This window comes from Ruminococcus sp. RTP21358st1_G6_RTP21358_211008 (genome assembly GCF_040908885.1).
Taxonomy (GTDB): domain Bacteria; phylum Bacillota; class Clostridia; order Lachnospirales; family Lachnospiraceae; genus Blautia_A; species Blautia_A faecis.
Genome location: NZ_JBDGDM010000048.1, coordinates 1 through 26,265, shown reverse-complemented (window position 1 = coordinate 26,265; position 26,265 = coordinate 1). Strand labels below are relative to the sequence as shown.

Genomic DNA, 26,265 nt, shown 5'->3' with positions numbered 1-26,265 from the left:
GAAACACTCTTGTCTCCTGCCTATTTTATACCACTTAATTATGCTTCGTCAATTGCTTTTCCAATATCATGGCGCATATATTTATTTGCGAAAGTGATCCACTCTGTTGCCGCATAGGCATTTTTTCTGGCCTCTTTCAGATTGCTGCCTGTGGCTGTGATTCCTACAACACGTCCACCATTTGTAACGATCTGTCCATCCTTAAACTTGGTTCCGGCATGGAAACAGTAATATCCCTCTTTATCCTTGAAATTCTCAAATCCATACATCGGGATTTCTTTCTCATATTTCACCGGATATCCGTCACTTGCGAGAACTACACAAACAGCGGCATTGTCCTCAAACTGAAGATCGATCTGATCCAGAGTTCCATCAATGCAGGCTTCCATAACTTCTACAATGTCGTTCTTCATACGCGGAAGAACAACCTGTGCTTCCGGATCTCCGAAACGGGCATTGTATTCCAGTACCTTCGGACCATCTGCTGTCAGCATCAGACCAAAGAAAATGATTCCTTTAAATTCTCTTCCTTCAGCGGCCATTGCATCCACAGTTGGCTGATATACATATTTCTTACAGAACTCATCCACCTCTTTTGTGTAGAAAGGACTGGGAGAAAAGGTTCCCATTCCGCCTGTATTTAAGCCCTGGTCACCGTCCTTTGCACGCTTATGATCCTGTGCGGAGGTCATGGTTTTAATTGTTTTTCCATCTACAAAAGAAAGAACGGAAACTTCACGACCAGTCATAAATTCCTCAATAACCATGGTATTTCCGGCGCTTCCAAACTTCTTATCTTCCATGATCTCTTTCACACCAGCTTCTGCTTCCTGAAGATTCTGACAGATCAGAACACCTTTTCCAAGAGCAAGTCCGTCTGCTTTGAGGACGATAGGGAATTTTGCTTCGGTGCGAAGATAAACCAGTGCCTTTTCCGGGTCATCAAAATTCTCGTATGCGGCTGTCGGAATGTTGTATTTCTTCATCAGATCCTTGGAAAATGCCTTGGAGCCTTCCAGGATTGCTGCATTTTTACGAGGTCCGAATACCCGTAAACCGCGGGATTCAAACTCGTCTACTATACCGCCTACCAACGGATCATCCATACCGATGATGGTAAGGTCTATCTGATTTTCCTGAGCAAAATCAGCAAGTTTTTCAAATTCCATAGCACCAATGTTCACGCACTCTGCATACTCTGCAATTCCTGCATTTCCCGGTGCACAGTAAATCTTATCTGCCTTAGGGCTTCTGGATACACTCCATGCGATTGCATGCTCTCTTCCGCCGCTTCCTACGATCAGTACTTTCATAATCTCCTCCTTAATCGCTGATAGTCACAATATGATCTTCTACCGAAATCTTTCCATTGGCAATGAGATTAATTGCTTTCGGAAGGATCTTCCACTCTGCCTTTTCCATTACACTTCTCTGAAGAGACTGTGGGGTATCATCCGGCTCGATTTTTACTGCTTTCTGCAAAATAATAGGGCCGGTATCTGTACCTGTATCCACGAAATGAACAGTAGCACCTGTTACTTTCACGCCTCTTTTTAAGGCAGCTTCATGAACATGAAGTCCATAGTATCCTACGCCGCAAAAGGATGGGATCAGGGATGGATGGATATTGATGATCTTATTTGGAAATGCCTCCACGATCATAGGTGGAATTGCAACCAGATAGCCTGCAAGAACAATCAGTTCTGCTCCGCTTTCCTGCAATTTCTTTAAAAGTGCCTTATGAAATTCTTCACGGTTTTCAAATTCTTTAGGTGAAATACAGACAGCCTCTATACCATGGTTCTTCGCTCTTTCCAGTGCGTAAGCATTTGGATTATTGCTGATCACAAGAGAAACTTCCGCGTTGGTGATCCTGCCGGAATCAATGGCATCCAGGATTGCCTGGAGATTGGTACCGCCTCCTGATACCAGGACAGCAACCTTTAGCATAATGTCACTCCCTTTTCTCCTGCTTCAATACGTCCTACTACGTATGGTGTCTCACCTGCTGCCTTGATTGCTTCCATAGTCTTATCTACATCAGCCGGATCAACTGCCAGAACCATACCAAGTCCCATGTTGTAGGTGTTGTACATCATCTTTTCTTCAATGTCTCCGGTCTTTGCAAGAAGCTTAAAGATCGGAAGTACCGGATAACTGTCTTTCTCGATCACGGCTCTTGTGCCCTCTTTGAGCATACGAGGTACATTCTCATAGAAACCGCCGCCTGTGATATGGCTGCATGCGTGGATCTTAACCCCTGCATCTTTAATGCTCTTAAGAGCTTTTACATAAATCTTGGTTGGTGCGATCAGCGCCTCACCAAGGGTAGTTCCAAGTTCATCATAATATGTGTCCAGAGACTCTTTTGTCATCTCAAACACTTTGCGGACAAGAGAAAAACCATTGCTGTGTACGCCTGAGGAAGCCATTCCGATCAGAACATCTCCGGTATTTAAATTCTCTCCTGTAATCAGGTCTTTTTTATCAACAACACCAACTGCAAATCCAGCCAGGTCATACTCGTCTACCGGATAAAATCCTGGCATCTCAGCAGTTTCGCCGCCGATGAGGGCTGCGCTTGACTGGCTGCAGCCTTCTGCAACACCTTTTACGATCTCAGCAATCTTCTCCGGATAGTTCTTTCCACAGGCAATGTAGTCCAGGAAGAAAAGAGGTTCTCCGCCTGCACATGCAATATCGTTTACACACATTGCCACACAATCGATTCCAACAGTGTCATGTTTGTCCATAATAAATGCCAGTTTCAGCTTGGTTCCAACTCCGTCAGTTCCGGAAACCAGTGTAGGCTCTTCCATATCCTTGAAGCTGTTCATGGAAAAAGCACCTGAGAATCCGCCGATTCCTCCAAGTACTTCTGGTCTCATAGTCTTTGCAATATGCTGTTTCATTAATTCTACTGATTTGTATCCTGCCTCAATATCAACGCCCGCGTTCTTGTAATCCATGCCTTTTTCCTCCCAGAATTTTATGGTTTCTATTATGGTGTTTATTATGGTTTTCATAGAAAGATCCTGCCTCGCAGGATTCTTCACCTGCATCAGCAGAAAAGGTTATTCTGCCCCTGCTGTATAATTCTATTTTGTATAAGCCTTATGTCCCACTTCCTGTAATTTCGCATCCTTGGCTTCGACCTGCTCTTTCAGCTCCTGGCTGTAGGCTTTCAGACGTGCAAGAAGCTCCGGATCGGATGTTGCAAGAATCTTCGCTGCAAGAAGACCAGCATTTGCCCCTCCGTTAATTGCAACAGTTGCTACCGGAATGCCGGATGGCATCTGTACAATGGAATACAGGGAATCTCTTCCCCCAAGTGATGTAGTGTGCATAGGAATTCCGATAACCGGCATCGGGAAAATCGCTGCGCACATTCCTGGTAAATGTGCTGCCATACCGGCACCTGCAATGATGACCTTAAATCCCTTTTCCTCAGCTGTCTTCGCATAATCAAAGAACACGTCCGGCTCTCTGTGTGCGGAGATGATACGCATTTCGTAATCAATCCCAAGTTTCTCCAGAATGTCTGCTGCCTTGCTCATTACCGGCATATCTGAATCACTGCCCATTACAATTCCTACTTTTGGCATAATATTCTCCTCTTTTAGTTATATTTAGAACTACCATTCGCGTAAATTCTACTAAGAATAACATTTTCTGTCAATACGATTGAGGCAAAGAAAAATTTTGTAGGGCTAATTAATTTTGCTGTTAGATTTTAAATTTTTCTTTATTCCTCAAAAGGTTTATTCAGTTCTTCCGTTCCGGCCAGCACAAATCTGCCATCCTCAATAATCGAAATTTTCTCCCCATTCTTTCCAGGAACACAGATGCTTCCCAATTCATCATAAGGAATGGTAATATCTGTATGACAGCCAAAGTACGCCTTGCTTATATCTTCTTTTCTTAGAATGGAGATTTCATTATCTCTTGCAATGATCTCTTTTCCATCCGGATTGTACATGGCAGTATCCTCAGACCAGCTGTAACAGGTATCACCTACTGCAAAATGGGGTCCCATTTTTTCTGCAATCAGAATAGGCAGCTTATCTGCAATGTTGTATTTCTTCGCAGCTACATAAGCCGTAGTATTCGTTCCGATTGCAAATTCACCCATTGGAAGTGTTGGATGATGGAACAGGATATTATCCTCAATATATTTTTTATTCTCTTCTTCATTTTCAAAATTTCCGCAGGAATAGGATGCAATTTTTCCATCTTTAAATTCAAGCTTCAGATCACGAAACTGAAGGCCTTCCAGATATACCTGGCTTACATGAAGAAGACCGTCTGTTCCGGAAAGAACCGGGGAAGTAAACACTTCACCAACGGGAATATTTACATCCGCTACACAGTTCTCGAAATTGGACTGCTTCGCCGGGTCGGTAAGAGTGTGCAGATGTATCCTGAGATCTGTTTCATTTGCTCCTTTTCCCTTTACAGATACCCATTCTGCAGTATCCAGAGTATCGATAAGGGTCTGCTGGATTTTCTGATAAAGCTGGTAATCCAGGGTGTTGATTTTCACGATCTGGCGGAAAATCTCCTCATAATCACCGCCGATCTCAGGGACCGGATATGCAATAATGGTAAAACTTCTCTCATCACCTTTAATGTAGCGGTTTGTAATCTGTCCAGCTTCATTTTGCATCTCAATTTCCAGCTTCTGCTGGGCATCACTGAACTGCCATGCCTCTTTTACACTCACCGGTGAAAACGGAGCTTCCCCAAATACCTCAATGCAGGCTGGACCAGCGTGAACATACGCCAGCTCCTTATATTTCTCATAGGAAGTCTGCAGGGCACGAAGGCGCTTCTGCACAAAATCCTGATCCAGAAAAAGTGCCCCGTCCTGTCGATGATCATAGTCAAACTGCGGGTTTGCAACAGCGCCTGTATAGCCAATTCTATAAGAGCCGCGCCTGTTTACCGCATGGGTCGGATAGCGATATATAACTGGCTTCAGCCCCATCTCCTCAAACTGAAGAACTGCCGCTTTTACCATACGTTCAAAACCAAGGTTGTAGCGGATATTGACTGTTTTCTTTTTGCTCAGGTCTTTGTGTCCATTTACAAATCCCAAACGGTAGCCCTCTGTATAGGTTCTTGCGCAGGAATCGATTTCTTCCTGGGAAAGACCGTTAAGAAATGCAGCCACTCCAAGTTCATTCTCTGTAATGCATTCTCCAAACAGATACAGGTAACGAAGGTCTGAAAAATCAGAATTCATGATAATTTTTGCCGCAAAATCCAGCTCCGGGTCCACGCACTCTCTAGTGCGGTACTCTATCATATCCTGGCAGTAATCATTTGCATAGGAATTTAAAATCCCCCTCAATTCTTCTTCTGTAGGAATCTCTTCCTGAGCAAAAGCGCCATAAACTTCCAGAAACAGCTCCAGAAGCACAGTTATGTCCCACAGCCTCTTTTCAAAGGCATAGACCACAATACCACGCAGCTCTGCATACAGGAAAGAAAAGTCTTTTCCGTATTCCCCAAGCTTTTCACAGGCATAAACCGGATTCCCGTAACTGTTTTTATAATTTTCCGGAAGGATATCTGCATACAGATCACGATTCAGTTCTTTCCATTCATCTATAGATAAATCAGCCGCATCTGCAAGTTTCCTTGGTTCCCTGGTTTCTCCCAAAAATACAACGCCATCCATAATTTCCACATTTTTTTCAAGAAAAGCAGCTGTTTTCTGGAAAAAGTCCAGATATGGCATCTGTACTGCTTTCTCCTCTTTGATCTCACATACTCTTTCTTTTGCAAGAGCATAACGTTCCATCAGTAATTCGTCCACACGTTTCCCTCACTTTTCATTTTTTTATACGAAGCTATCCGTCACGGCACCGACAGCGCCTGTTTGAATAATTTTTTCCGCGATCAGCACACTTCTTATTCTTTTTTGGACATATCGTCGATCACATGTCCTTTTTCTACATGCTGGTCAATCAATTCCTGCATATATTCCCAGATTTTTGGTGCTCCCTCACCAGTACGGCGGTTTCGTGTGTAAATCTGACTTTTCTTCACGCCATGCTCTACCCAGCTGATTCCATCTGTAGCATTGTTCAGAAAAAGAGGCTGACTGTTGTCCAGCATGTGCGCATATTTGGCCTCTGGTGTTTCATAAGCTTCGAACTCTTCCCAAAGATTATAAAGCCATTTTCCCTGATCCTCCGGAAGAATACCGTAAATGCGCTGTGCAGCCGCTTCTTCTCTTGTATGCTGGGTAGCTCCCCCAACAGCGTCATAAGCATAGGTATCTCCAGCATCGATCTCTACCAGATCGTGAATCAGTACCATAGGAATGACTTTGGAAAGGTCAACTTTCTCTGGTGCATATTCTTTCAAAAGTACTGCCATAAGTGCCAGGTGCCAGGAATGTTCTGCATCGTTTTCCTTGCGTTTTCCATCCGCCAGATAGGTCTGACGCATAATATTTTTCACTTTATCTGCTTCCAGAATAAAGTCCAATTGCTTTTTTAAACGTTCATCCATATATATTCCCCTTCCCCTGTCTGATCAATTATTATTGCTTTCAAACGGATTTCCACAATACATACGCCGTGCTCTACAATCCGGTCAGGTACACTCCGATCCACACGATCAGAAACAGTCCATTGCTGATCGAACCGATAATACTGGTTTTATGGCTTCTGCCCTCCTCAGAAAAGCTGAGCAGTCCCATAATAAATCCGTATACGGAAAGAAGGGTGGCAAATAAGCCCACTCCTCCTACCAGAAACCCAAAGCTGTCATCCAGAAGATATGCCAGGACAACAGCCGTTATAAACAACAAAAAGGACGCTGCCGCCAGACCGGCAGACAGCTTCCCTTTTTTCGCTTCTTTTTTCTTTGTAAATGAATATCTATATCTTCTTGCCATAATGGAACTTTCTCCTAAATGGACATGTCTGCCCACGCAGGCATGTCAAAATATGAAAGTCAGCTGCTGCCATACAATATCCATAAATCCGCTTAGGTAAGCATGGCTCATTCATGGCTGCTATCCAGGACTTTCCTTCGAATATGATTGCAGATGAAAAAAAGAACATACCCCAAGGTTGCCCCCAGGGTGTTCAAAATCATATCATCCACATCAAAACAGCCAACCTTCGTGACCAGCTGGATCACTTCCACAGTCAGACTTAATATAAATCCTGATACACAGATGAGAAAACCGCTGTTCATTCTTCGGAAAATAACAGGAAGGATAAACCCGAAAGGCAGGAAGCCTATCACATTTCCGAATATGTTGGAAAATACTGCAAATGTGCCAAGCTGCTCCCGGTATATCCAGAACCTTCTGATTTCCACAAAGGGAATCAGATTATACCTGTATACCCGTTGCGCCTCTGCCGCCCTGCCATATTCCTCTGAAAAGAACAGAAAATAGACAAGAAAGATTATATAGATGACGAACAGCAGGATTCCCATACGGCGAATTAAAGTCTTCGTTTCCTTTTTCAAAAAAATCCCCTTAAATCATCATATCGGATTTGCCCTTCAGAAGTCTGGCACCATTCACGATCATGAGAATACCAGTGGACACACCTGTCACCAGTGTGATAATCCCAAGTGCAATACTTCCGGCACCTACACCAGATACGATTTTGTAAAGTTTTTCACTCATCAGCATTTCCTCCTTTTATCATTATGCCGCCAGTTGCCGCAGCACACTTTCAGAATTTTTAATGCTGCATAGAATTTTCTTATTCTGCGCCGTACTGCTCATAGTATGCATCAATAGCAGCTTTTAATGTGTCATCAATGATGACTTTCCCTTTATACTCTTTGTTGTAAAGATGCTCTACCACCTCTGCCATAGTTACAATAGCAGTTGTCTTAAGACCATATTTCTCCTCAATCTCCTTTAAAGCACTCTTGGTACCCTGTCCGCGCTCCATACGGTCTACAGAAACCACAAGACCGATTGGAGAAACGTCACCCTGAGCTTTGATGATCGGCAGAGTCTCCTGAATAGAAGTTCCGGCTGTCGTAACGTCCTCGATGATCACAACCTTATCTCCGTCCTCAATCGGGCTTCCAAGAAGAATTCCCTTATCCCCATGATCCTTTACCTCTTTACGATTGGAGCAATAGCGGATATCCTTGCCATACTCCTCGCTGATTGCCATTGTCGCTGCAACAGTCAGCGGAATTCCCTTGTATGCAGGTCCAAAAAGCACATCAAAATCCAGACCGAATTTGCTCTCAATTGCTTTTGCATAATACTGTCCTAATTTTCTTAACTGAGCTCCTGTACGATAAAATCCTGTGTTTACAAAAAACGGAGTCTTTCTTCCGGATTTGGTTACGAAATCTCCAAATTTCAATACATTGCAATCAATCATAAACTCAATAAATTCCTGTTTATACTGTTCCATTTTTATCCTCCTCGTATATGGGCTGTATCTGTTATTGGTCTTTCTTAAATCATATTTGAAAAAGCTCTTGCATACGCCGGTTTCAAAGCAAAACCCGGTTACATTATTGTTCACTCCGTAATCAGTAATGTAAGCTTCGTGCTCTCTTTATAGTAGCACAAAATATGGGCATGGTCAAAATCTCTTTTAAACCGCGAAGTAAAACCTATTTCAGTGTTACTGTTCACTCCGTTCACAGTAACACGCTTCGCGATGCACAGAAATCATGCATTCGCATGATTTCGCACCACACTTCTCGGGTTTTCTGTGAACTACGTTCACGAAAAACACCTCGCGGAATGTCACCAGTGAACAGTAACCTATTTCACACATCCAATCAGCTCATTAATATCTTCCACTTTCTGTCTCTCAAGGAATGCAGCCATACCATCCACAACCTCCTGAGTAGTGTATGGATTGATGAAATTTGCAGTTCCTACAGATACTGCGGTGGCGCCCGCCATAATAAATTCCAGGGCATCTTCAGCACTTGCAATTCCACCCATTCCGATGATTGGGATCTTCACTGCATTTGCCACCTGATAAACCATACGCACTGCCACAGGCTTCACAGCCGGACCGGACATACCGCCTGTTTTATTTGCCAGTGCAAACGTTCTGCGGTTAATATCAATCTTCATTCCGGTAATGGTGTTAATAAGGGAAACCACATCTGCACCGCCTGCTTCTGCTGCCCTTGCCATCTCTGTAATATCTGTTACATTAGGACTCAGCTTCATAATCACCGGCTGTCTGGCATATTTTTTTACTTCTCTTGTAATGGCCTCCAGAGCCTTGGGATTCTGTCCAAAGGCAATGCCACCTTCCTTTACATTCGGGCAGGATACATTGATCTCCAGCATATCTACTGGCTCATTTCCAAGACGTTCCACAACCTCACAGTAGTCCTCTGTGGTCTTTCCGCATACATTTACAATGATCTTCGTATCGAATTTCTTCAGAAATGGAATATCTCTCTCACAGAAAACATCGATTCCGGGATTCTGAAGACCGATAGCATTCAGCATTCCTCCTGTGGTCTCTGCCACACGGGGCGTAGGATTTCCAGGCCACGGCACATTTGCCACGCCTTTTGTCACGACTGCACCAAGATTATTCAAATCTACAAATTCACTGTATTCCGCACCGGAACCAAATGTTCCAGATGCAGTCATTACTGGATTTTTCAGAGTCACTCCTGCAAGATTTACGCTCATTTTGCTCATAACTCCACCTCCGTACTTCTGAACACCGGACCGTCTTTACATACGCGCTTATTGTGTACATGAGAATGGGCATCCGTTTCTGTGGACTGGCATACACAGCCAAGGCAGGCACCGATACCACATGCCATGCGCTCTTCCATGGAAACCCAGCAGGGGATTCCCTTCTCCAGTGCATAGGCCTTGATGGCGCGAAGCATAGGCTTAGGACCACAGGCAAAAATCACGTCTGCTTCCAGGTCATTCCCCCGGATCGCATCCATTACATTTCCTTTGGTTCCGGCAGAGCCGTCTTCTGTTGCAATGTATACCTCACCATTTTTTTCAAATTCCTCATTTAAAAACAGCTCATCACGATAGCCAAGAACTGCAATCTTCTTAGCATCCAGCTGCTTCATGGTCTCCAGCATAGGCGGAACACCGATTCCTCCGCCCATAAGGAATACCCTCCTGCCAGCAGCCTCTTCCAGCGGAAATCCATTTCCAAGAGGTCCAAGAAGTTCAAGCTGTGCACCTGCATGCAGTCTGGAAAAGCTTTCTGTACCTGTTTTCGGACCTGTTACACGATAGACAAGGCGAAGTGCACCTTTTTCTTTATCAATCTCACAAAGACTGATAGGACGTGGCAGCAGTTTGCTTCCATCCTGTGTATAAACGGAAACAAACTGTCCCGGCTTCGCATTCCCTGCAATGGTCTTTGTCTGAATCCACATGCTGTAAATGTCTTTTCCAATACATTCCTGGCTGAGGACTGTACAGGTTTCTTTTACCTTTGTACCCATTTTCTTCCTCCTAGCGGTTCTCAAGTGCAGTGCTGATATCAAGAATCATGTCTTTCACTGCCTGACGGGAAGCATCTGCATAGTTCGCTTCACCAAACTTTGCGTATTTCTCCTGCTTGTAAGCTGCAATAATTCCTCTGGAGGAGTTTACGATAGCGCCAAGACCATCTTTGTTAAAGAAATGTACAAGATCTGCACCCTTACCACCCTGTGCACCATATCCTGGTACCAGAATAAAGGTTTTTGGCATAAGTTTTCTTAATACTTTGCCCATTTCCGGATAGGTAGCACCTACAACTGCGCCTACATAGCTGTAACCGTCTCCCATAAGCTCATCTCCCCATTTGGCAACTTTCTCACCAACCCACTCATAGAGAGGACGTTTTTCAATTATTCTGTCCTGGAACTCACCGCTGGACGGATTGGAGGTCTTAACCAGAACAAAAATTCCTTTTTTCTCTTCTTTACAAACATCCATGAAAGGCTTCACTCCGTCTGTTCCAAGATATGGGTTTACAGTTGCAAAATCCTCATTAAATGGAACATAAGTCTTGCTTCCTACCTGAACCTTTCCAAGATGTCCGACAGCATAAGCTGCAGATGTGGAACCGATATCACCACGTTTAATATCTCCAATTACTACAAGGTCTTTTTCCTTGCAATAATCTACAGTACGCTTGTAAGCCATAAGTCCCGGAATTCCAAACTGTTCATACATAGCGATCTGCGGCTTCACAGCAGGAATCAGATCATATGTGGCATCCACAATTCCTTTATTGTACTGCCAGATTGCTTCTGCAGCACCTTCCAGCGTCTCTCCGAATTCCTTGAATGCAGCTTCCTGGATCTGCTTCGGAATATAATTCAGCATTGGGTCAAGGCCTACTACAATAGGGGCTCCTGTTTTCTTGATATTGGCAATAAGTTTGTTGATCATGGGTGTTTCCTCCTTAATATGTTTTCCTGGAAATTTCATTTTTTTCTTATTTATCAGCAGAATCCTTGTACACAATCTTACCATCGCAAATAGTGTATAGAATCTTTCCTTTCACCTCTTTGCCCTCAAATGGGGTGTTTTTGCCTTTGGAAACAAAGTCTGCTTTGTGAATGGTATATGGATTCTTAATGTCCGCGATTATCACATCTGCCGGATGTCCTTTCTGTAAGGTTCCACATGGCAGGTTCAGAATCTGAGCCGGATTGTAGCTCATCTTCTCTACAAGCTGGGAAAGAGTGAGGATTCCAGTCTCTACAAGAGCGGTGTAACTAAGTGCAAAGCTGGTCTCGATTCCCACAATTCCGAAAGCTGCGGTTCTCATGGAACCGGTTTTGTCTTTCTGGGTGTGTGGGGCATGATCCGTGCTGATTACCTGAATGTAGCCCTCTTTCAGACCTTCAATCAGCGCATCCACATCTTTCCTGGTACGGAGAGGCGGATTCATTTTATAGTTTGGATCATCTCTTTCAATATCATCAGATGTGAGTATAAAATGATGGGGGCAAACTTCTGCTGTTACATTCTCAATGCCTTCTGCCTTTAACATTTTCATCATAATTGCAACACCTTTTGTAGAACAGTGGCAAAGGTGCAGCTTAGCGCCTGTCTCAATGGCAAGCAAAGAATCTCTTGCCGCAATGGTATCTTCTGTAGAATTGCAGATTCCCGGAAGCCCAAGGCGTTTGGCGTTCTCATCCTCATTCATGCAGCCGTTTCCACGAAGAGACATATCCTCACAGTGGTCAAAGATAGGAAGTCCGGCTTTCACGGCTTCTTCCATCGCCTGCTTGCAAAGGCTTGCTTTCATAACAGATTTACCATCTTCGGAAAGAACAGGTACTCCTGCTGCTGCCATGCCTGCAATATCAGAAAGCTCCTCCCCAAGTTCTCCCTTTGTCATGGCTCCTGCCTGGAGCACATGAATAGCGGAAACCTGCGCAGCTTTATTTTTCACATAGTTTGCACGGTCAGGGCTGTCAATAACCGGTGTGGTGTTCGGCATCGCCACTACAGTAGTCACACCGCCTCTTGCAGCTGCATGGGAACCGGTTTCAATGTCTTCCTTCTCCGTCTGTCCAGGATCACGAAAATGTACGTGAAGATCCACAAGGCCTGGCATTACTACCAGTCCCTTAGCGTCTATAATCTTGTCATCTTTATTCTTTGCTTCCAGCTTCTCTCCCACTTTTTGGATTACGCCGTCATCCAGATAAACATCCGCAATTTTATCAATCTGAGCAGCCGCATCCACAACACGTCCGCCTCGAATCAGAATACCCATTTGGTTCTCTCCCTTCTGGTATAACGTAAACTTTATCACAACCTATCATACACGAATTTTTTCATTTAATAAAGAGTTTTTTTCCCTTCCGGCATTTTTCCTTATATTTTCCACCCAATTATATTTTTTGTTGCACAATTTTAATTATCCTTGACTTTTTTTAGTTCAGGTTATATAATCAATCCATGTCGAAGATTATTTAATGTAAAATCACTAGTTTTTAGAGATTATATATTTACATGATATAGTCTGTAAAATCTGGTGATTTTTTTCGCCAGAACATCTTTTTAATTTTTTATTTTTTATGGAGGTAACTCAAAATGAACAAGGGCACTGTAAAATGGTTCAACGCTGAAAAAGGTTATGGTTTCATCACAGGAGAAGACGGAGCTGATGTATTCGTACATTTTTCTGCAATCAATGGTGAAGGCTTCAAATCTCTTGAAGAAGGCCAGGCTGTAACATATGACTTAACAGAAGGCGCTCGCGGAATGCAGGCTGCTAACGTTACTAAGTTATAATTGAAGCAACTGAAGCAGAAATTTCCCCTCGGAATCATATCCGGGGGGAATTTTTTATGTAATAAGAAATCTCCTCAGAATTTCCTATTATAAAAAAATCCCTATCTGGCAGGATTACACTGCAGCGGAAGGGTAAATATCGCCCAAGACGCCCCACCGTAGGCGGAGAGTCCTGTAGACAGGATTCTTTTTATTGTTATTATATAAACAAAATGGGGACAGATCCGAAATCCATCCCCATCTTTTTAAGCTACCTCAGGCAGTTTTTTCTTATATTTTCTTATATTTCATACTTATTCCGCCTCTGAATCTGCACTAAGTCCATTCAGATAAGAATCCAGTGCAGAAGTATCCATAACAGTCTCTGTCGTCACAGTCTCCTGACCTTCTGTAACCTTTCCGTAAACAGAATAACCAATCCAGCATACAGCAACCATACACGCAACAAGCGCTGCCAGTTTCTCAATAGTAAGGATCAGTTTCTCCTTTTTCATAATTTTCTCACGGTTTGCTTTTTCTGCTTTATAGGCATCTACTTTCTTCTGACTCATAGCCGCACGTCTCCTTTGGGATAAAATATCAACTTAGATGAGTATATCATATTTCCCAACAAAATGGAAGTATGTTCACTTACAGTTCACAAAAAACGCCTCGCGAAATGTTATCAGTGAATACGCTCTAGAGCATGTTTGAAAAAGGCTTTCTGCAAGATGTGCGTCATAATTTGTGGGAGATTTTGTCCGGATGAGGGCGCCGTAGCGGGCTACGGCAACCGAATTCGGACAAAATATACCGCAAAGTGGGGCGTGCAGATTGCGGGAATGATTTTTCAAACAGGCTCTAGCATCAGACAGCCACAATAATTCCTCCATCATTTGCATACATACTGCTGACACCGGCTGTGTCAAGAACCACAATATCAGCCAGCTTCATCTTCTCCTGGATGGCTTCTTTAAGCATATTTGCTTTCTTCGGGCTGTTGCAGTGGGAAATGGCAAGAATTTTGTTCTCACTGTTTTCTGTCACTTCCACAATTTTATCCACCATTTTCACAAGCGCCTTATTCATGCCTCGTGCCTGATCCAGCTGGCAGATCGTCCCCTCCGGAGTAGATCCCATGATCGGTTTGATCTTAAGGGCTGTTGCCACAAGCGCTTTCACACGGCTGAGGCGGCCATTTTTACGTAAGGTTTCCAGATTCTCCAGCACAAAAAAAGTGTGCTGTTCTTCAATATATTTATTCACAACGCTGACAACATCCTCAAACGGAAGGCCGGCATCTTCGCACTGTGCAATTTTCATTGCAATCAAAGTCTGCCCTATAGAAGCAGAACAGGAATTGAAAACATGAATCTGAACGCCTTTCTTCTCCTCATGAAGAAGACTTGCTCCAAGCACTGCACTGTTATAGGAACCACTGAGTTCAGAGGAAAGAGTAACGCAATATATATGTTCAGCTTCGCAGTCAAATGCCTTTCTGTAGCTCTCTGGCGACGGGCAGGCTGATTTCGGACATTCCGGGCAGGCGGCAACTTTCTGTAAAAAATCTGCCTGGTTAAATGTCTCATCATCTATTATATTCTCACTTCCAACAGTCAGTGTAAGCGGTACGGAAGCAAATCTTTCATCCTGTTTCCACTGCTCCAGAAGTTCTCCACAGCTATCTATCACAATTTTATAACTCAATTATATCGTCCTCTTTTCCGTAATATGTAGTTTTAAATACCACATCTATATTAACACATTACTATGTGTTTGAAAAGAGTTTTTTCTTCCATTTTCCCCCAAATTGCTTTATAATGGTTATTGTTCATCAGCAACTGATTTTCATATATTGATGTCGTCGACAGGCGACATGCCCTTTAGAAAGGAGGTCCCTATGCTCGCTTTAAAAATCACTGACCAGAAGAATTTTACCAATAAGCTTTTTCTTGGAGATACCTTCGATCTCTTCTGGCTAAACCAGGCAGAGATCATTACCAGCAATGTTTTTTCCATTGACGGCAAACTCCAAACTGATTTTTTCGATAATGATGAGCAGGAATTTTTAGCTTCCAGCCACCGTACATTCTCTCTCTGGAAAGAAGTAAAACCATTTTGTTATTCTGTTATCCGTGGAAAAAAAGCGCCTCTTTCTTTCAAAATCGTGCTTCAGTTTTCTCCGAACAAGACCGTTGCATTATTGCAGAGTTCTGCATTTTCACTTTCTCCCGAACTGATAACAGGTCTGTATTTGAATCTCCAATATAAGAATAAGACCTTGTTTTGTATTACCGGAACATCTATGAAAACCTTTCTTCCCGGTAAAGAACTGGACCACCTTTGGGAGCAATATGTGATGGATTTTTTTCATCGCAGCGGATTATCTGTAGAAGAAGTTTAATCCTGTCAGAATAGGTTCTCCATTAATTTTCCAATAGAGTTATTCTGGCATTCCACGTCTGGAACCTTGCTTTCTTTTTCATCTCCCAGATAAAAGGCGATCATATCTACAAATTCACTGTTGGTAGGTCTGTATTCCAGAGGATATCCGGCAATCTCTTCCAGTCTTTCCCGATGATTTTCCCAACATACATTTACAATTGTACGAATATCATGCTCAATATTAGATGGCTTGGATTTAAATTTCTTTGCAAGCCTTGGATAAATATCTTTTGTGATCTTCATTGGTCTTTCCTGAAATTCCATTGTCATGCGTATGGCTTCCGCCACAAAATAATATCCTTTATATTTCGATGTCGCACCAAGTTTGCGTATCGTGCCGTATACCTCTCTCATTTTTGTCCCTCCCACAATAAGTTATACTTCTGATTCTGCATCTGCAGTCAGCCCTTGATTTGCCTCTACATATAATACGAGTTAAATTTGCCTTTTTTAGCATTTTGAGACGAAAATTAAGAAAATTGTAATATTTTTTAGAGATTTCGAGATAAAATTCTATAGAAAAACAGAATAACAGGATAAACTTTTCCAATTTTTCATATAAAAAGGACAGGCGTCCTAAATGCAATACTCATTTATGCGTCTGTCCCTTTTTGTCATAACTTATTTTGTCAGCATAAGCAGAATTTCATTGCTTCTCTGAACAAATCTGGTCATCTCTTCCGGTGAAAGCTGTTTATGGCTCAGCATGGCAAGATCATACAGTTCCTCGCAAATAACCGGGGTCTTATCAGAATCCTTGTTGTCTGCTACAAACTGAACCAACGGATGTTTCGCATTCAGAACCAAAGTTTCCTGACCACCAAACATAGATGGATCCATGCCGTACATATTATACATCTTCATCATATCCTGCATACGACGGCTCTCTTCAGAAAGGGTCATCATAGCAGCAACTTTTTCATTTTTCAGATTCTCAACCTTCACTTCCAGTTTGTCATTCTTCAATGCATCTCTGAATACTTCTGTAAGAGTCTTGGAAGTCTCCTCGTCAGTAGCTTCCTCCCCACGCAGTTCTTCTGTAAGATCTGCATCAATTCTCTTAAACTGGATAGTCTGATTCTTCTGCTCCAGATGGGAAATAAAAGCGCTGTCAATATTGTGTTTCAGAATAACAGCATCCTTCTTTGCCTCACGGAACATGTTAATATACTGACTCTGCTGAACCTCATCTGTTACATAGAAGATAGTAGTCTTCTCAGGCTCTTTCTCGTCTTTCGCGCCGTCCTCTTTCTTCTCTTCTGTGGATTCAACAGTCTCTTCTGTCTTAGTCTCATCTTCTGGTTTCCTGTTCTCTTCGATGCAATCTTTCAGAGTCAGATATTTGCCATCAATGTTCTTGAAGAGGATATAATCATTCATCTTATCTGAGAACTTACTGTCCTTAATGCAGCCATATTTGATAAATGGACTGATATCATCCCAGTATTTCTCGTAGGACTCACGGTCTGTTTTACACATTCCGGTAAGCTTGTCCGCTACTTTCTTTGTAATATACTCGGAAATCTTCTTCACGAAGCCATCGTTCTGCAGTGCAGATCTGGATACATTCAGTGGAAGATCCGGACAATCAATTACACCTTTCAGAAGAAGCAGAAATTCTGGAATTACTTCCTTGATGTTATCTGCGATAAATACCTGGTTATTGTACAGTTTGATCGTACCTTCAATGGAATCATATTCTGTATTGATCTTCGGGAAGTACAGAATACCTTTCAGGTTAAACGGATAGTCCATGTTCAAATGAATCCAGAACAAAGGCTCCTTATAATCCATAAAGACTTTACGGTAAAACTCTTTATATTCCTCATCTGTACAACTGTTTGGATGTTTCATCCACAATGGCTCCGGATCACTTAAAGATACCGGACGTTTATTGATTTTTACTTTATCTTTTGCAGGAGATACTTCTACGACTTCTTTCTCACCTTTGTCATTCTCTTTCTCCTCAGTCTTAGCATCCTCGTGGATACGCTCTACAATTACATCATCATCACGAAGCTCAGCCTCATCAATGGTCTCATACTCCTGCGGTGCATTTTCCTTAGACAGATAGATATTTACCGGCATGAAAGAACAATATTTCTCAATAATCTCTCTCATACGATATTCGTTGGAAAACTCTGTACTCTCATCATTTAAAAACAGAGTAATTTCAGTACCAACTGTAGTCTTATTGCCTTCCTGCATATCATACTCTGTACCACCATCACAGGTCCAATGTACTGGAGCAGCGCCCTCTTTATAAGAAAGAGTATCAATATGAACTTCATCTGCTACCATAAATGCTGAATAAAAGCCAAGTCCAAAATGACCGATGATCTGATCATCCGTGGTCTTATCTTTATATTTGGAAAGAAACTCAGTAGCTCCTGAAAAAGCAATCTGTGTAATATACTCTTCCACTTCATCGGCCGTCATACCAAGACCTGTATCAATAAACTTCAAAGTCTTCTCTTCCGGATTCACAATAACTTGTACTTCAGCTTTGTAATCATCCGGAAGTGTGTATTCACCCATAACATCAAGTTTCTTAAGCTTCGTAATTGCATCACAACCATTGGAGATTAACTCTCTTGCAAAAATGTCGTGATCAGAATATAACCATTTCTTTATAATTGGAAAAATATTTTCACTGTTAATTGATAAACTACCATGCTTCTCAGCCATGCAGCTCACTCTCCTTTGTCTTCTTAATTATACAAACTATAGTAATACCAAACTGACTAAAAGTCAAGGAAAATTTAGCACTCATTTTGATTGAGTGCTAGTAATATTGCTGTTCACTGGTAACATTCCGCGAGGTGTTTTTTGTGAACAAAGTTCACAGAAAACCCGAGAATCTCAGCGCGAAATCATGCGAATGCATGATTTCTGTGCATCGCGAAGCGTGTTACTGGTCACGGAGTGAACAGTAACCTAGTAATTATTATTAAAAGAAGGGAGACCATTTCTGGTCTCCCTCATTCGTTCTGCTCTCATTCACAATTACTGTTTATTTGAGAATCCACTATTATTTTTTCTTATTGCGGTAAACAAGAATTCCTACAATTAAGACAATCGCAACGATCAGAATAATTACAAATGGGAGGATTGGAGTATTATCCCCGGTCTTTACTGCATTCTTCTGATTTGCATCTGTTTTGTCTGCAGCCGGTGTCAGAGTCTGATTCGGTGCAGCATTTACAGTGAAATTAACCTGCTTGGTATCCTGTGTTCCAGTATTTACCCAGTTGCTTCCATCAAACTGCTGCTGATTATATGTGACAGTCAAAGTATAATTTCCATTCTTGCCCATGCGGAAAGTTGCAGAATATGGTGCGCCGTCCCAGCTTCTTGCCTCAAGGACCTCCCAGTTCAGCGGCTGATATCTTACATCTCCCTTAATCGGATTTTCAATATCCATACCTGCGCCAACTGCAGTGAAAGTAATCTTGGTCTCTGTAGTATAGTTTCCATCGGAGCTGATTCCTGTGATACTGTTATTCCCTGCATCAGATACAATCGATCCACGGCTTACAGTGACATTAACAGATACTACAAGGCTCAGGTTATCCGGATTTGTAACACCGTCTGGAAGAGCAACAGTACCTTTCACAGAGAACTTCTGTGCTTCTGTACTGTTCTGATTATATGCACTGCCCTTTACATCCCATTTTACAGAGGCATTCATATCGCCCTTGTTTGTAGTAATCTTAACAGTAGATGGAAGCTGCAGTCCAGCTGCTGACTTCTCAACCCCGTTTGCCAGACTGATATCAGATACTTTGCCTACAGCTGTAAGCTTGGCAGCAGCTTCTGTTACTGTAAAGCTTACTGGAATATTCAGGTAATCTGTCTGATCTGTCTTAATGGAAACAGTCTGTGTATAGGTTCCTGCTGCCAATCCAACTGCCGGTGCAACAGTAAAAGATACAGACTGGTTTGCATTTGCCTCTAATTCTGAAGCAGACGGAGCACTTACTGTAAATTCGTTTCCGCTTACACTTACAGCAATACCGGTTAATTTCACATTTCCAGTATTGGATACATTGATTGTAACTGCAGCCGGTGCTTCTTTGTAACCAACTTCTTTACTGTCGAATTTCACTTCGGAAATGTCGGTAGTAAATGAAGGAGCTGGAGTAATCTCCGGAGTCACTTCCGGGGTGACTTCTGGTGTTACTTCCGGAGTGACTTCTGGTGTCACTTCTGGAGTTACCTCTGGTGTCACTTCCGGAGTTACCTCTGGTGTCACTTCTGGTGTTACTTCCGGAGTGACTTCTGGTGTCACTTCTGGAGTTACCTCTGGTGTCACTTCTGGTGTTACTTCCGGAGTGACTTCTGGTGTCACTTCTGGAGTTACCTCTGGTGTCACTTCCGGGGTAGTTTCCGGTGCAGCTGGTTTCTCTGCTGGCTGCTGATCTGTATTCGTATCATCCTGCTTCTGCTCAGCTACTGTAAGCTTTGCAATAAAGGAAACCTTTACACCTTCCTCTGTTTCATAAGTGATCGTATCACTGTATTCTCCAACAGCTGTACCTTCTCTTGGCATAACCCATGCATCAACTGATTCTCCAGCCGCAAGAGAACCCAGATCCTTTACCATAAAATGTTCCGGACTGATTTCTTTGAAATTAAGAGTGCTGTTGCCAGTATTCTTAACAGTTACATTCTTAGTCATGGAAGAGTTTGCATTTTCCTGTGTGAAGCCTGCATTTACGGTTCCAAAATCAAGTACTGCAGTACCATCTTCTGCAGTATTTTCTGCAACAATTTCTGCTGTATACACAGGTTTCTGCTGGGCAGGGGATTCAGCTGAAGCTCCCTGATTTGCATCCTCAGCCTGTCCATTCTCAGGAACTTCCAGATAGCCTTCTGTTCCAATGTTAATCACACTGTCATCTGTAGTGATCTCAGACTGGGAATTGTCAGCAGAATTCTCTGTGTCCTGTCCATCTGCCGGCTGCATAACATCAGCGGAAGAATCAGTTGGTTCATCAGCACCAATGTCAATTACTTCCTCGGTTTGTGTATCTTCTGCTACATCCTGAGCCGGCTGTGTGTTCTCATCTGTCTGGGAACCTTCCGCAGGTGTATCCTCTGCTGCGATCTCCTGAACAGGGGTTTCCTCTGTCGGTGCAGCCTCCTGCTCTCCCTCTGGAAGCTCTGTTGTCTCTTCCGGAGCTTCTTCCGGTGTAGCCACAATTTCAACTGTATTTACTTTCAGTTCTCCGGTTATGCCCATTTCGGCCTTTCCGGTAATTTTCAGCTCGATCTTATTTCCAAGATCTTCATCAACAAGCTTATAGGTCTTCTCAGTGCCTACTTCAGTAAGCTGATCTCCAACTTTTCTTGACCAGCTGAACGTTACATAATCGTCTGTAAGTCCTTCCGGTGTAACCTTTTCATAATCGGCGCTAAGCTCAGAGCCTACAGCTGCAGTTCCCTTAATCTTAAGCTGACCTCCAAGTTCTCCCTCTGGTGCTGCTGCCGCAAATACCAGAGACGGAAGCAATGAAAGCATCATAAGAAAAGTCATGACCATTGCTATAATTTTCCTAGGTCTCATATGCCATCCTCCTTTACATTCCCCTTTTAGGCTGACCTGTAACATTATTGTAACATATTTTAAACATTTTCACAAGCACTTTTATTTTATTGTAATTCTTACAGTACATGTGACAGTGCTACTGTTCGCTCCGCGCACCGCAACCACTTCGCGCTGCACAGGAATCATGCATCCGCATGATTCCGCGCCCAGATTCTCGGGTTTTCTGTGAAATTTGTTTACAAAAAACACCTCGCGGAACATTGCCAGTGAACCATAACGCGATAGTTGCTGGTCACTTCTTTCTCCGGAAAACATCTTATGGGATGTATCTTCTCTTCTGAACAGTAACACATTATGTTCTCTTGTTTAGTGTCATTATAGCAACCTGATTTTATACTTATGTAATATGAATTTATCCGATAACTGTTCGGAATTCCAACCGGACATACTGCCTTTTCGCCATTTTCATCACCTTATGTGAAAGTCAGTTACTCTGCAGCTGCAAACCTCTGCTTCTAAAGATCATCCCTCCACAATCAGATATTTTCCATCTGGAAGGGCAAATACTTCACTTGCTTCTTCTAATTCTTCTTTACTCATGCCATCCACATCTGCACCCATTCCAGACAGATATTTTCGCACTTCGTCAATAGAATCTGCAACTACAGCCATGCAATCCTCCAGGAATTCCTCTGCTTCTTCGTAAGTTTCTGCAACCGGTTCATCAAAAAGCTGCTCCTGTTTTTCCAAAAATGTCTGAATACACTCCTCTGTATACATTTTTCCGACCTCCTGTTTTATAATAAAAGTTATAACTGTTTAGAGTCTGCTAAATAGTTATCAAAATTTTACTCTTCGCATTTTTCCTCATATAAATCAAGAATATCCTCTGGAGAATCCACAAGATAGTCCGCTCCATTTTTCAGCAGTTCTTCTTTTTCCCTGTATCCCCACAAAACACCTACCGTGTACATTCCGGCTGCTTTTCCAGTTTGCATGTCTGTTCCGGAGTCTCCCAGATACATACACTCTTCTGGCTTAATTCCAAACTGCTCCGCAATTTTAAGCGGACCATCTGGTGCTGGTTTCTTTCTTACAGAATCACTTTGTCCCATAACTGCATCAAAAATCTGAGACCCAAACATTCTTTCCACCACTTTCACGGCTGCTTCATGTGGTTTATTTGAACACACCCCCAGCTTCACGCCTCTTTTTTTCAACTCTTTTAAGGTTTCCGGCATTCCCGGATAATGCTGTATTTTGTAAAATGGGTCTTTATCAAATTCTTTTCTATATAACGCTCTTGCTTCCTCATAGTGCAGCAATTCCGGATCTCCTGCATCGACCAGAAGTCTTTTTACCAGCATGTCAGCACCGTTTCCGCAATAGTATCTGTAATTTTCTATAGGCATTGGTTTCAAACCGTATTTTTTTACAACTTCATTTCCTACAACAGCCATGGAATCCAACGTGTAGGCTAAAGTTCCGTCCAGATCAAAAATACATGCTTTTATCATTTTCTCATTCCCCTTATATTGATTTTCATTTTCTTAAGTTCATAAACCAGTCTTCCTACAGGAAGCCCAACCACATTATTGTAGTCTCCGTGGATTCCTTTTACGTAAATTCCAAATTTCCCCTGGATTCCATAGCTTCCTGCTTTATCCATAGGCTCCCCTGTTTTTATATATTCCAGAAGCTCTTTCCTGGAAACAGGATAAAATTCAACATCGGTCCTTTCACTGAAAGTATAAGGCTTCCAGATACCCTGTTCTTTTACAAGAAGGGTTACACCGGTATAGACCTGATGGGATTTCCCCTGAAGTTTTAACAATGTATCTAATGCATCTTCTTCATCTGACGGCTTTCCAAGAATCTTTCCTTCAAATGCAACTACGGTATCCGCACCAATGATCAGACAAGGTTCACTTTCATTTTCAAGTCTGTCTGCAACCGATATTGCTTTATCCTGCGAAAGCTTTTCCACCGTTTCCGCTGGATCTGTCAGGTTGGTTTTCTCTTCCCCATTGCTTACAACCACAGAAAAAACCACACCGGTTCTTGCAAGCAGTTCCTTTCTTCGTGGGGACCCCGAAGCCAAAACAATTTTCTCCATAATCTCTCCTTTTCTGTCTTAACAGTATAACCCTCCATTTATATGGGTGCAACGATTTTTTTCTTTTCTTTTTGCGTAAAAAGTATTACAATATAGACAACTCCATTAAGCTTTGTTTAGACAGATGGAAAATACCGAAAGGAGCAGACAATATGGCTAAGATTAACAAATATTGGGGAATGGTTGCACTCGGAGCAGCAACAGCAGCAGTAGCCGGTGCCGTAGCAGCAGCTTTTGCCAAAAGACATGCTTTGGAAGAGGCAGCTGACCTTGAAGATGATTTTGAAGATGAGCAGGAAGATGACGAGCAGCCTGAAGCAAAGGATGTCCACGAAGATTTCGTAACCTGGGAAGCTACTTCCGAAGATGAAAAAGATGATGAAACCGAAGGCTCTGAGGAGCCTGATTCACAAGAAAGTTCAGAGGATACAGAAGAGGATTCTGCTGAAAATGCAGAAGAGCAGGATAATGCTATAGCCGATGCTCTTGAAAAAGCAGCGAAAGATGAAGATAAATTCGAGGAAGAACTTGCTGAAGCTGAGAAAGAGCAGGACGAAGAAGAAGCTTCTATCCACATTGATTAATTGCAGGTAAATTCATAATTATTCCACATTTTACAAATAGTGACAATCAGGCTTGCCACTTTCGTTGACAGTATTTAGATTTCACTTTGCAAGAAGAAGTTCCAACAGAATTTTCTATTGCAAAAACCCCCACGGCAATTTGAATATAATTTTCCGTGGGGGTTTCTTTTACGCTTTTGGAAGTTTAAATGAACTCTTAAGAGAAACAATACGGTTAAATACCGGTGCCCCTTCTTTGGAATCATGAATGTCTGCACAATAAAAGCCATTTCTTACAAACTGGTAACTATCCAGTCCTTTGGCTTTCAGAAGCTCTGGTTCAACATAAGCAGACATCTCTATAAGAGAATTCGGGTTCAGATTCAGTTCTCCTGTCTCTTTATCATAAACACCCTTTTCCTCATCTACGATATTCTCATAAAGACGTACCGGAACCTTACCTGCATTTGACGCTTCAACCCAGTGAATGGTTCCTTTTACTTTACGTCCGTCAGGTGCATTTCCGCCCTTTGTTTCCGGATCATAAGTACAATGTACAGCAGTAACTGTTCCATCATCCAATGCCTCGAAACCTGTGCATGTAACAAAATATGCATTCATAAGACGAACTTCCGTACCAAGGAAAAGTCGTTTGTATTTCTTTGGAGGATCGATCATAAAGTCTTCTCTTTCAATATAAAGTTCCTTTCCAAATGGAACCTTTCTGCTACCAAGGGCTTCATTTTCCATATTGTTCGGAGCATCCAGATATTCCACCTGTCCTTCCGGATAATTGTCAATGATCAGTTTGATCGGATCAAGGACTGCCATATAGCGAGGAGCCTTTAATTTCAGATCCTCACGGATACAGTACTCGAGCATTGCATAGTCTACTGAACTGTCAGCTTTGGATACACCACAAAGTTCCACAAACTTCTGAATAGATTCAGGTGTGTAACCACGGCGACGTAAACCGGAAATAGATACCAGTCTTGGATCATCCCATCCGTCAACAATTCCATTCTCTACCAGCTTCTTAATATAACGCTTACCTGTTACTACATTCGTCAGATACAGCTTTGCAAACTCAATCTGCTTCGGAGGATGTGGATATTCCAGTTCTCTTACAACCCAGTCATATAATGGTCTGTGATCTTCAAATTCCAGAGTACAAATGGAATGTGTAATTCCCTCAATTGCATCCTCAATAGGATGAGCAAAATCATACATCGGGTAAATACACCAGGTATCTCCTGTTCTGTGATGGCTTACATGAGCTACACGATAGATAACCGGATCTCGCATGTTCATGTTTGGAGAAGCCATGTCAATCTTTGCTCTCAGAACTTTCTCACCATCAGCATATTTGCCTTCTTTCATCTCTTCAAAAAGCTGAAGATTCTCTTCTACAGTTCTGTTGCGATACGGACTCTCTTTGCCAGGCTCCTTTAAAGTTCCACGATATTCTCTGATCTGGTCCGCAGTTAAATCGCAGACATATGCCTTACCCTTTTTAATCAGTTTTACTGCGGCTTCATACATCTGTCCGAAATAATCGGAAGCAAAGAACAGTCTGTCCTCCCAGTCAGCTCCCAGCCATTTTATATCGGCTTTAATGGACTCAACAAACTCAGATTTCTCCTTAGTCGGATTGGTATCATCAAAACGCATGTTGAATTTACCATTGTACTCTTTCGCCAGTCCGGCATTTAAAAGAATGGATTTGGCATGTCCTATATGAAGATAACCGTTTGGCTCTGGCGGAAAACGTGTATGAACGGTGTCATAAACTCCTTCTGCCAGGTCTTTATCAATGATATTCTCAATAAAATTTTTGGAAACCTTTTCGTTCTCCATGGTTCTTCCTCCTGATATCAACTCTTTTATAGCATAAATTCCAATATCTGTCAGAGCATGTTAAAAAATTTTCTTCAATATGTGTATCGGGAATAATTTCTCAAACATGTTCTGTTCTTTGATGATTTATCTTATCATAAATAGGTGCATTTTAAAAGTTTTTCTTAAAAAATTGTTGATTTTTATCCCTATCTATGAGAGTATATTAATTTATGCTACAAAAAAATCCCTGATATATAATCAGGGATTAAAAAGAGCTGATGACGGGAATCGAACCCGTGACCTCCGCCTTACCAAGGCGACGCTCTACCGACTGAGCCACATCAGCACTCTCATGTTCGGCATTTCTGCCGCTCACAGTTGATTATATTACCAGAAGGTTATCTTGTTGTCAACACTTATTTTCAAATTTTTTCAAAAAATATGAACCATTTATGATAATGTCCTAATATACCATAAAGGAAAATGTCCCAATGTAGTATAATGCTTCCATCAACAG

27 protein-coding genes, 1 tRNA gene and 1 pseudogene are annotated in these 26,265 nt (G+C 42.2%); 4 read left to right on the top strand and 25 right to left on the bottom strand.

Annotation, left to right across the window (positions count from 1 at the left end; all coding sequences use genetic code 11):
• Positions 1-38 precede the first annotated feature (38 nt).
• From purD to AB5Z12_RS16490, 14 genes are all read right to left on the bottom strand, one after another.
• Entirely contained in the window at positions 39-1,313 is a 1,275-nt protein-coding gene (gene purD / locus AB5Z12_RS16555) for a phosphoribosylamine--glycine ligase (RefSeq protein ID WP_148462741.1), read from the bottom strand.
• Positions 1,314-1,323: 10 nt separating this feature from the next.
• Complete coding sequence (purN, locus tag AB5Z12_RS16550) at positions 1,324-1,950, bottom strand: phosphoribosylglycinamide formyltransferase (RefSeq protein ID WP_148462742.1); 627 nt, start codon at positions 1,948-1,950, stop codon at positions 1,324-1,326.
• Positions 1,944-2,969, bottom strand: a complete 1,026-nt coding sequence (purM, locus tag AB5Z12_RS16545) for a phosphoribosylformylglycinamidine cyclo-ligase (protein ID WP_118579246.1) — start codon at positions 2,967-2,969, stop codon at positions 1,944-1,946. The genes purN and purM overlap by 7 nt, the downstream gene beginning before the upstream one ends.
• Before the next feature lie 129 nt (positions 2,970-3,098).
• A complete protein-coding gene (purE, locus tag AB5Z12_RS16540; protein WP_118579028.1) occupies positions 3,099-3,605 on the bottom strand; it encodes a 5-(carboxyamino)imidazole ribonucleotide mutase in 507 nt (168 codons plus the stop codon).
• Positions 3,606-3,745: 140 nt separating this feature from the next.
• Positions 3,746-5,821, bottom strand: coding sequence for an aminopeptidase (locus AB5Z12_RS16535; RefSeq protein WP_330602539.1), 2,076 nt, complete (start codon positions 5,819-5,821; stop codon positions 3,746-3,748).
• Between the two features lie 95 nt (positions 5,822-5,916).
• Positions 5,917-6,522, bottom strand: a complete 606-nt coding sequence (locus AB5Z12_RS16530) for an HD domain-containing protein (RefSeq protein WP_173770352.1) — start codon at positions 6,520-6,522, stop codon at positions 5,917-5,919.
• Positions 6,523-6,595: 73 nt separating this feature from the next.
• Positions 6,596-6,910: a DUF6142 family protein gene (locus AB5Z12_RS16525; protein WP_118579034.1), complete on the bottom strand. Its 315-nt coding sequence runs from the start codon at positions 6,908-6,910 to the stop codon at positions 6,596-6,598.
• A gap of 107 nt (positions 6,911-7,017) precedes the next feature.
• Positions 7,018-7,494, bottom strand: a complete 477-nt coding sequence (locus AB5Z12_RS16520) for a VanZ family protein (protein ID WP_243880184.1) — start codon at positions 7,492-7,494, stop codon at positions 7,018-7,020.
• Between the two features lie 10 nt (positions 7,495-7,504).
• Positions 7,505-7,657 (bottom strand): hypothetical protein, encoded by a 153-nt coding sequence (locus AB5Z12_RS16515; protein ID WP_173717277.1) that lies wholly within the window; start codon positions 7,655-7,657, stop codon positions 7,505-7,507.
• Positions 7,658-7,736: 79 nt separating this feature from the next.
• A complete protein-coding gene (gene pyrE / locus AB5Z12_RS16510; protein WP_118579037.1) occupies positions 7,737-8,411 on the bottom strand; it encodes an orotate phosphoribosyltransferase in 675 nt (224 codons plus the stop codon).
• 359 nt (positions 8,412-8,770) lie between these two features.
• Positions 8,771-9,676, bottom strand: a complete 906-nt coding sequence (locus AB5Z12_RS16505; RefSeq protein ID WP_118579040.1) for a dihydroorotate dehydrogenase — start codon at positions 9,674-9,676, stop codon at positions 8,771-8,773.
• Positions 9,673-10,455 (bottom strand): dihydroorotate dehydrogenase electron transfer subunit, encoded by a 783-nt coding sequence (locus AB5Z12_RS16500; RefSeq protein ID WP_195699890.1) that lies wholly within the window; start codon positions 10,453-10,455, stop codon positions 9,673-9,675. Before AB5Z12_RS16500 ends, AB5Z12_RS16505 begins: the two co-directional genes overlap by 4 nt.
• A 10-nt stretch (positions 10,456-10,465) precedes the next feature.
• Positions 10,466-11,392 (bottom strand): orotidine-5'-phosphate decarboxylase, encoded by a 927-nt coding sequence (pyrF, locus tag AB5Z12_RS16495; RefSeq protein ID WP_173770350.1) that lies wholly within the window; start codon positions 11,390-11,392, stop codon positions 10,466-10,468.
• 46 nt (positions 11,393-11,438) lie between these two features.
• Complete coding sequence (locus AB5Z12_RS16490; protein WP_368357393.1) at positions 11,439-12,734, bottom strand: dihydroorotase; 1,296 nt, start codon at positions 12,732-12,734, stop codon at positions 11,439-11,441.
• A 320-nt stretch (positions 12,735-13,054) separates the two neighbouring features.
• On the opposite strand from AB5Z12_RS16490, the gene AB5Z12_RS16485 reads away from it, so the two are divergent.
• A complete protein-coding gene (locus AB5Z12_RS16485) occupies positions 13,055-13,255 on the top strand; it encodes a cold-shock protein (protein ID WP_008705499.1) in 201 nt (66 codons plus the stop codon).
• A gap of 293 nt (positions 13,256-13,548) precedes the next feature.
• Here AB5Z12_RS16485 and AB5Z12_RS16480 read toward each other — a convergent pair whose 3' ends face one another.
• A complete protein-coding gene (locus tag AB5Z12_RS16480) occupies positions 13,549-13,806 on the bottom strand; it encodes a hypothetical protein (protein WP_118579046.1) in 258 nt (85 codons plus the stop codon).
• A 75-nt stretch (positions 13,807-13,881) separates the two neighbouring features.
• Positions 13,882-14,028 (bottom strand): annotated as a pseudogene (locus AB5Z12_RS16475) (DUF6783 domain-containing protein); the annotation flags it as partial.
• On the opposite strand from AB5Z12_RS16475, the gene AB5Z12_RS16470 reads away from it, so the two are divergent.
• The gene (locus tag AB5Z12_RS16470) at positions 13,966-14,118 is read left to right on the top strand and encodes a DUF6783 domain-containing protein (protein ID WP_325064521.1); all 153 of its coding nucleotides are present in this window, start codon (positions 13,966-13,968) and stop codon (positions 14,116-14,118) included. The pseudogene AB5Z12_RS16475 and the gene AB5Z12_RS16470 overlap by 63 nt on opposite strands.
• On the opposite strand, the gene AB5Z12_RS16465 is transcribed toward AB5Z12_RS16470, so the two are convergent.
• On the bottom strand, positions 14,102-14,941 hold the full coding sequence (locus AB5Z12_RS16465; protein ID WP_173718274.1) for a DegV family protein: 840 nt from the start codon (positions 14,939-14,941) through the stop codon (positions 14,102-14,104). The two genes, AB5Z12_RS16470 and AB5Z12_RS16465, sit on opposite strands and share 17 nt — an antisense overlap.
• A 193-nt stretch (positions 14,942-15,134) precedes the next feature.
• Between AB5Z12_RS16465 and AB5Z12_RS16460 the strand changes: the two genes are divergently transcribed.
• A complete protein-coding gene (locus tag AB5Z12_RS16460; RefSeq protein ID WP_173772383.1) occupies positions 15,135-15,638 on the top strand; it encodes a DUF5721 family protein in 504 nt (167 codons plus the stop codon).
• A 5-nt stretch (positions 15,639-15,643) separates the two neighbouring features.
• On the opposite strand, the gene AB5Z12_RS16455 is transcribed toward AB5Z12_RS16460, so the two are convergent.
• The 6 genes from AB5Z12_RS16455 to AB5Z12_RS16430 all read right to left on the bottom strand — a co-directional run bounded on the left by AB5Z12_RS16455 (position 15,644) and on the right by AB5Z12_RS16430 (position 23,346).
• On the bottom strand, positions 15,644-16,033 hold the full coding sequence (locus tag AB5Z12_RS16455) for a sporulation initiation factor Spo0A C-terminal domain-containing protein (protein ID WP_173772382.1): 390 nt from the start codon (positions 16,031-16,033) through the stop codon (positions 15,644-15,646).
• Between the two features lie 267 nt (positions 16,034-16,300).
• Complete coding sequence (gene htpG / locus AB5Z12_RS16450; RefSeq protein ID WP_173772381.1) at positions 16,301-18,367, bottom strand: molecular chaperone HtpG; 2,067 nt, start codon at positions 18,365-18,367, stop codon at positions 16,301-16,303.
• Positions 18,368-18,710: 343 nt separating this feature from the next.
• Positions 18,711-21,248, bottom strand: coding sequence for a hypothetical protein (locus AB5Z12_RS16445; RefSeq protein ID WP_368357392.1), 2,538 nt, complete (start codon positions 21,246-21,248; stop codon positions 18,711-18,713).
• Between the two features lie 504 nt (positions 21,249-21,752).
• The gene (locus AB5Z12_RS16440) at positions 21,753-22,010 is read right to left on the bottom strand and encodes a glyoxalase (RefSeq protein WP_195477770.1); all 258 of its coding nucleotides are present in this window, start codon (positions 22,008-22,010) and stop codon (positions 21,753-21,755) included.
• Positions 22,011-22,078: 68 nt separating this feature from the next.
• Positions 22,079-22,747 carry an HAD family hydrolase gene (locus AB5Z12_RS16435; RefSeq protein WP_195477771.1) on the bottom strand — a complete coding sequence of 223 codons (669 nt, stop codon included), beginning with the start codon at positions 22,745-22,747 and terminating at the stop codon, positions 22,079-22,081.
• A complete protein-coding gene (locus AB5Z12_RS16430; protein WP_195477772.1) occupies positions 22,744-23,346 on the bottom strand; it encodes a nucleoside triphosphate pyrophosphatase in 603 nt (200 codons plus the stop codon). Before AB5Z12_RS16430 ends, AB5Z12_RS16435 begins: the two co-directional genes overlap by 4 nt.
• Before the next feature lie 152 nt (positions 23,347-23,498).
• Between AB5Z12_RS16430 and AB5Z12_RS16425 the strand changes: the two genes are divergently transcribed.
• Positions 23,499-23,930, top strand: a complete 432-nt coding sequence (locus AB5Z12_RS16425) for a hypothetical protein (RefSeq protein WP_148462754.1) — start codon at positions 23,499-23,501, stop codon at positions 23,928-23,930.
• A gap of 168 nt (positions 23,931-24,098) precedes the next feature.
• Here the strand turns inward: AB5Z12_RS16425 and AB5Z12_RS16420 are convergent, their stop codons facing one another.
• Together AB5Z12_RS16420 and AB5Z12_RS16415 are read right to left on the bottom strand one after the other, a co-directional pair.
• Complete coding sequence (locus tag AB5Z12_RS16420) at positions 24,099-25,766, bottom strand: glutamine--tRNA ligase/YqeY domain fusion protein (protein ID WP_118579073.1); 1,668 nt, start codon at positions 25,764-25,766, stop codon at positions 24,099-24,101.
• A gap of 255 nt (positions 25,767-26,021) precedes the next feature.
• A tRNA-Thr gene (locus tag AB5Z12_RS16415) sits at positions 26,022-26,094 on the bottom strand.
• Positions 26,095-26,265 lie beyond the last annotated feature (171 nt).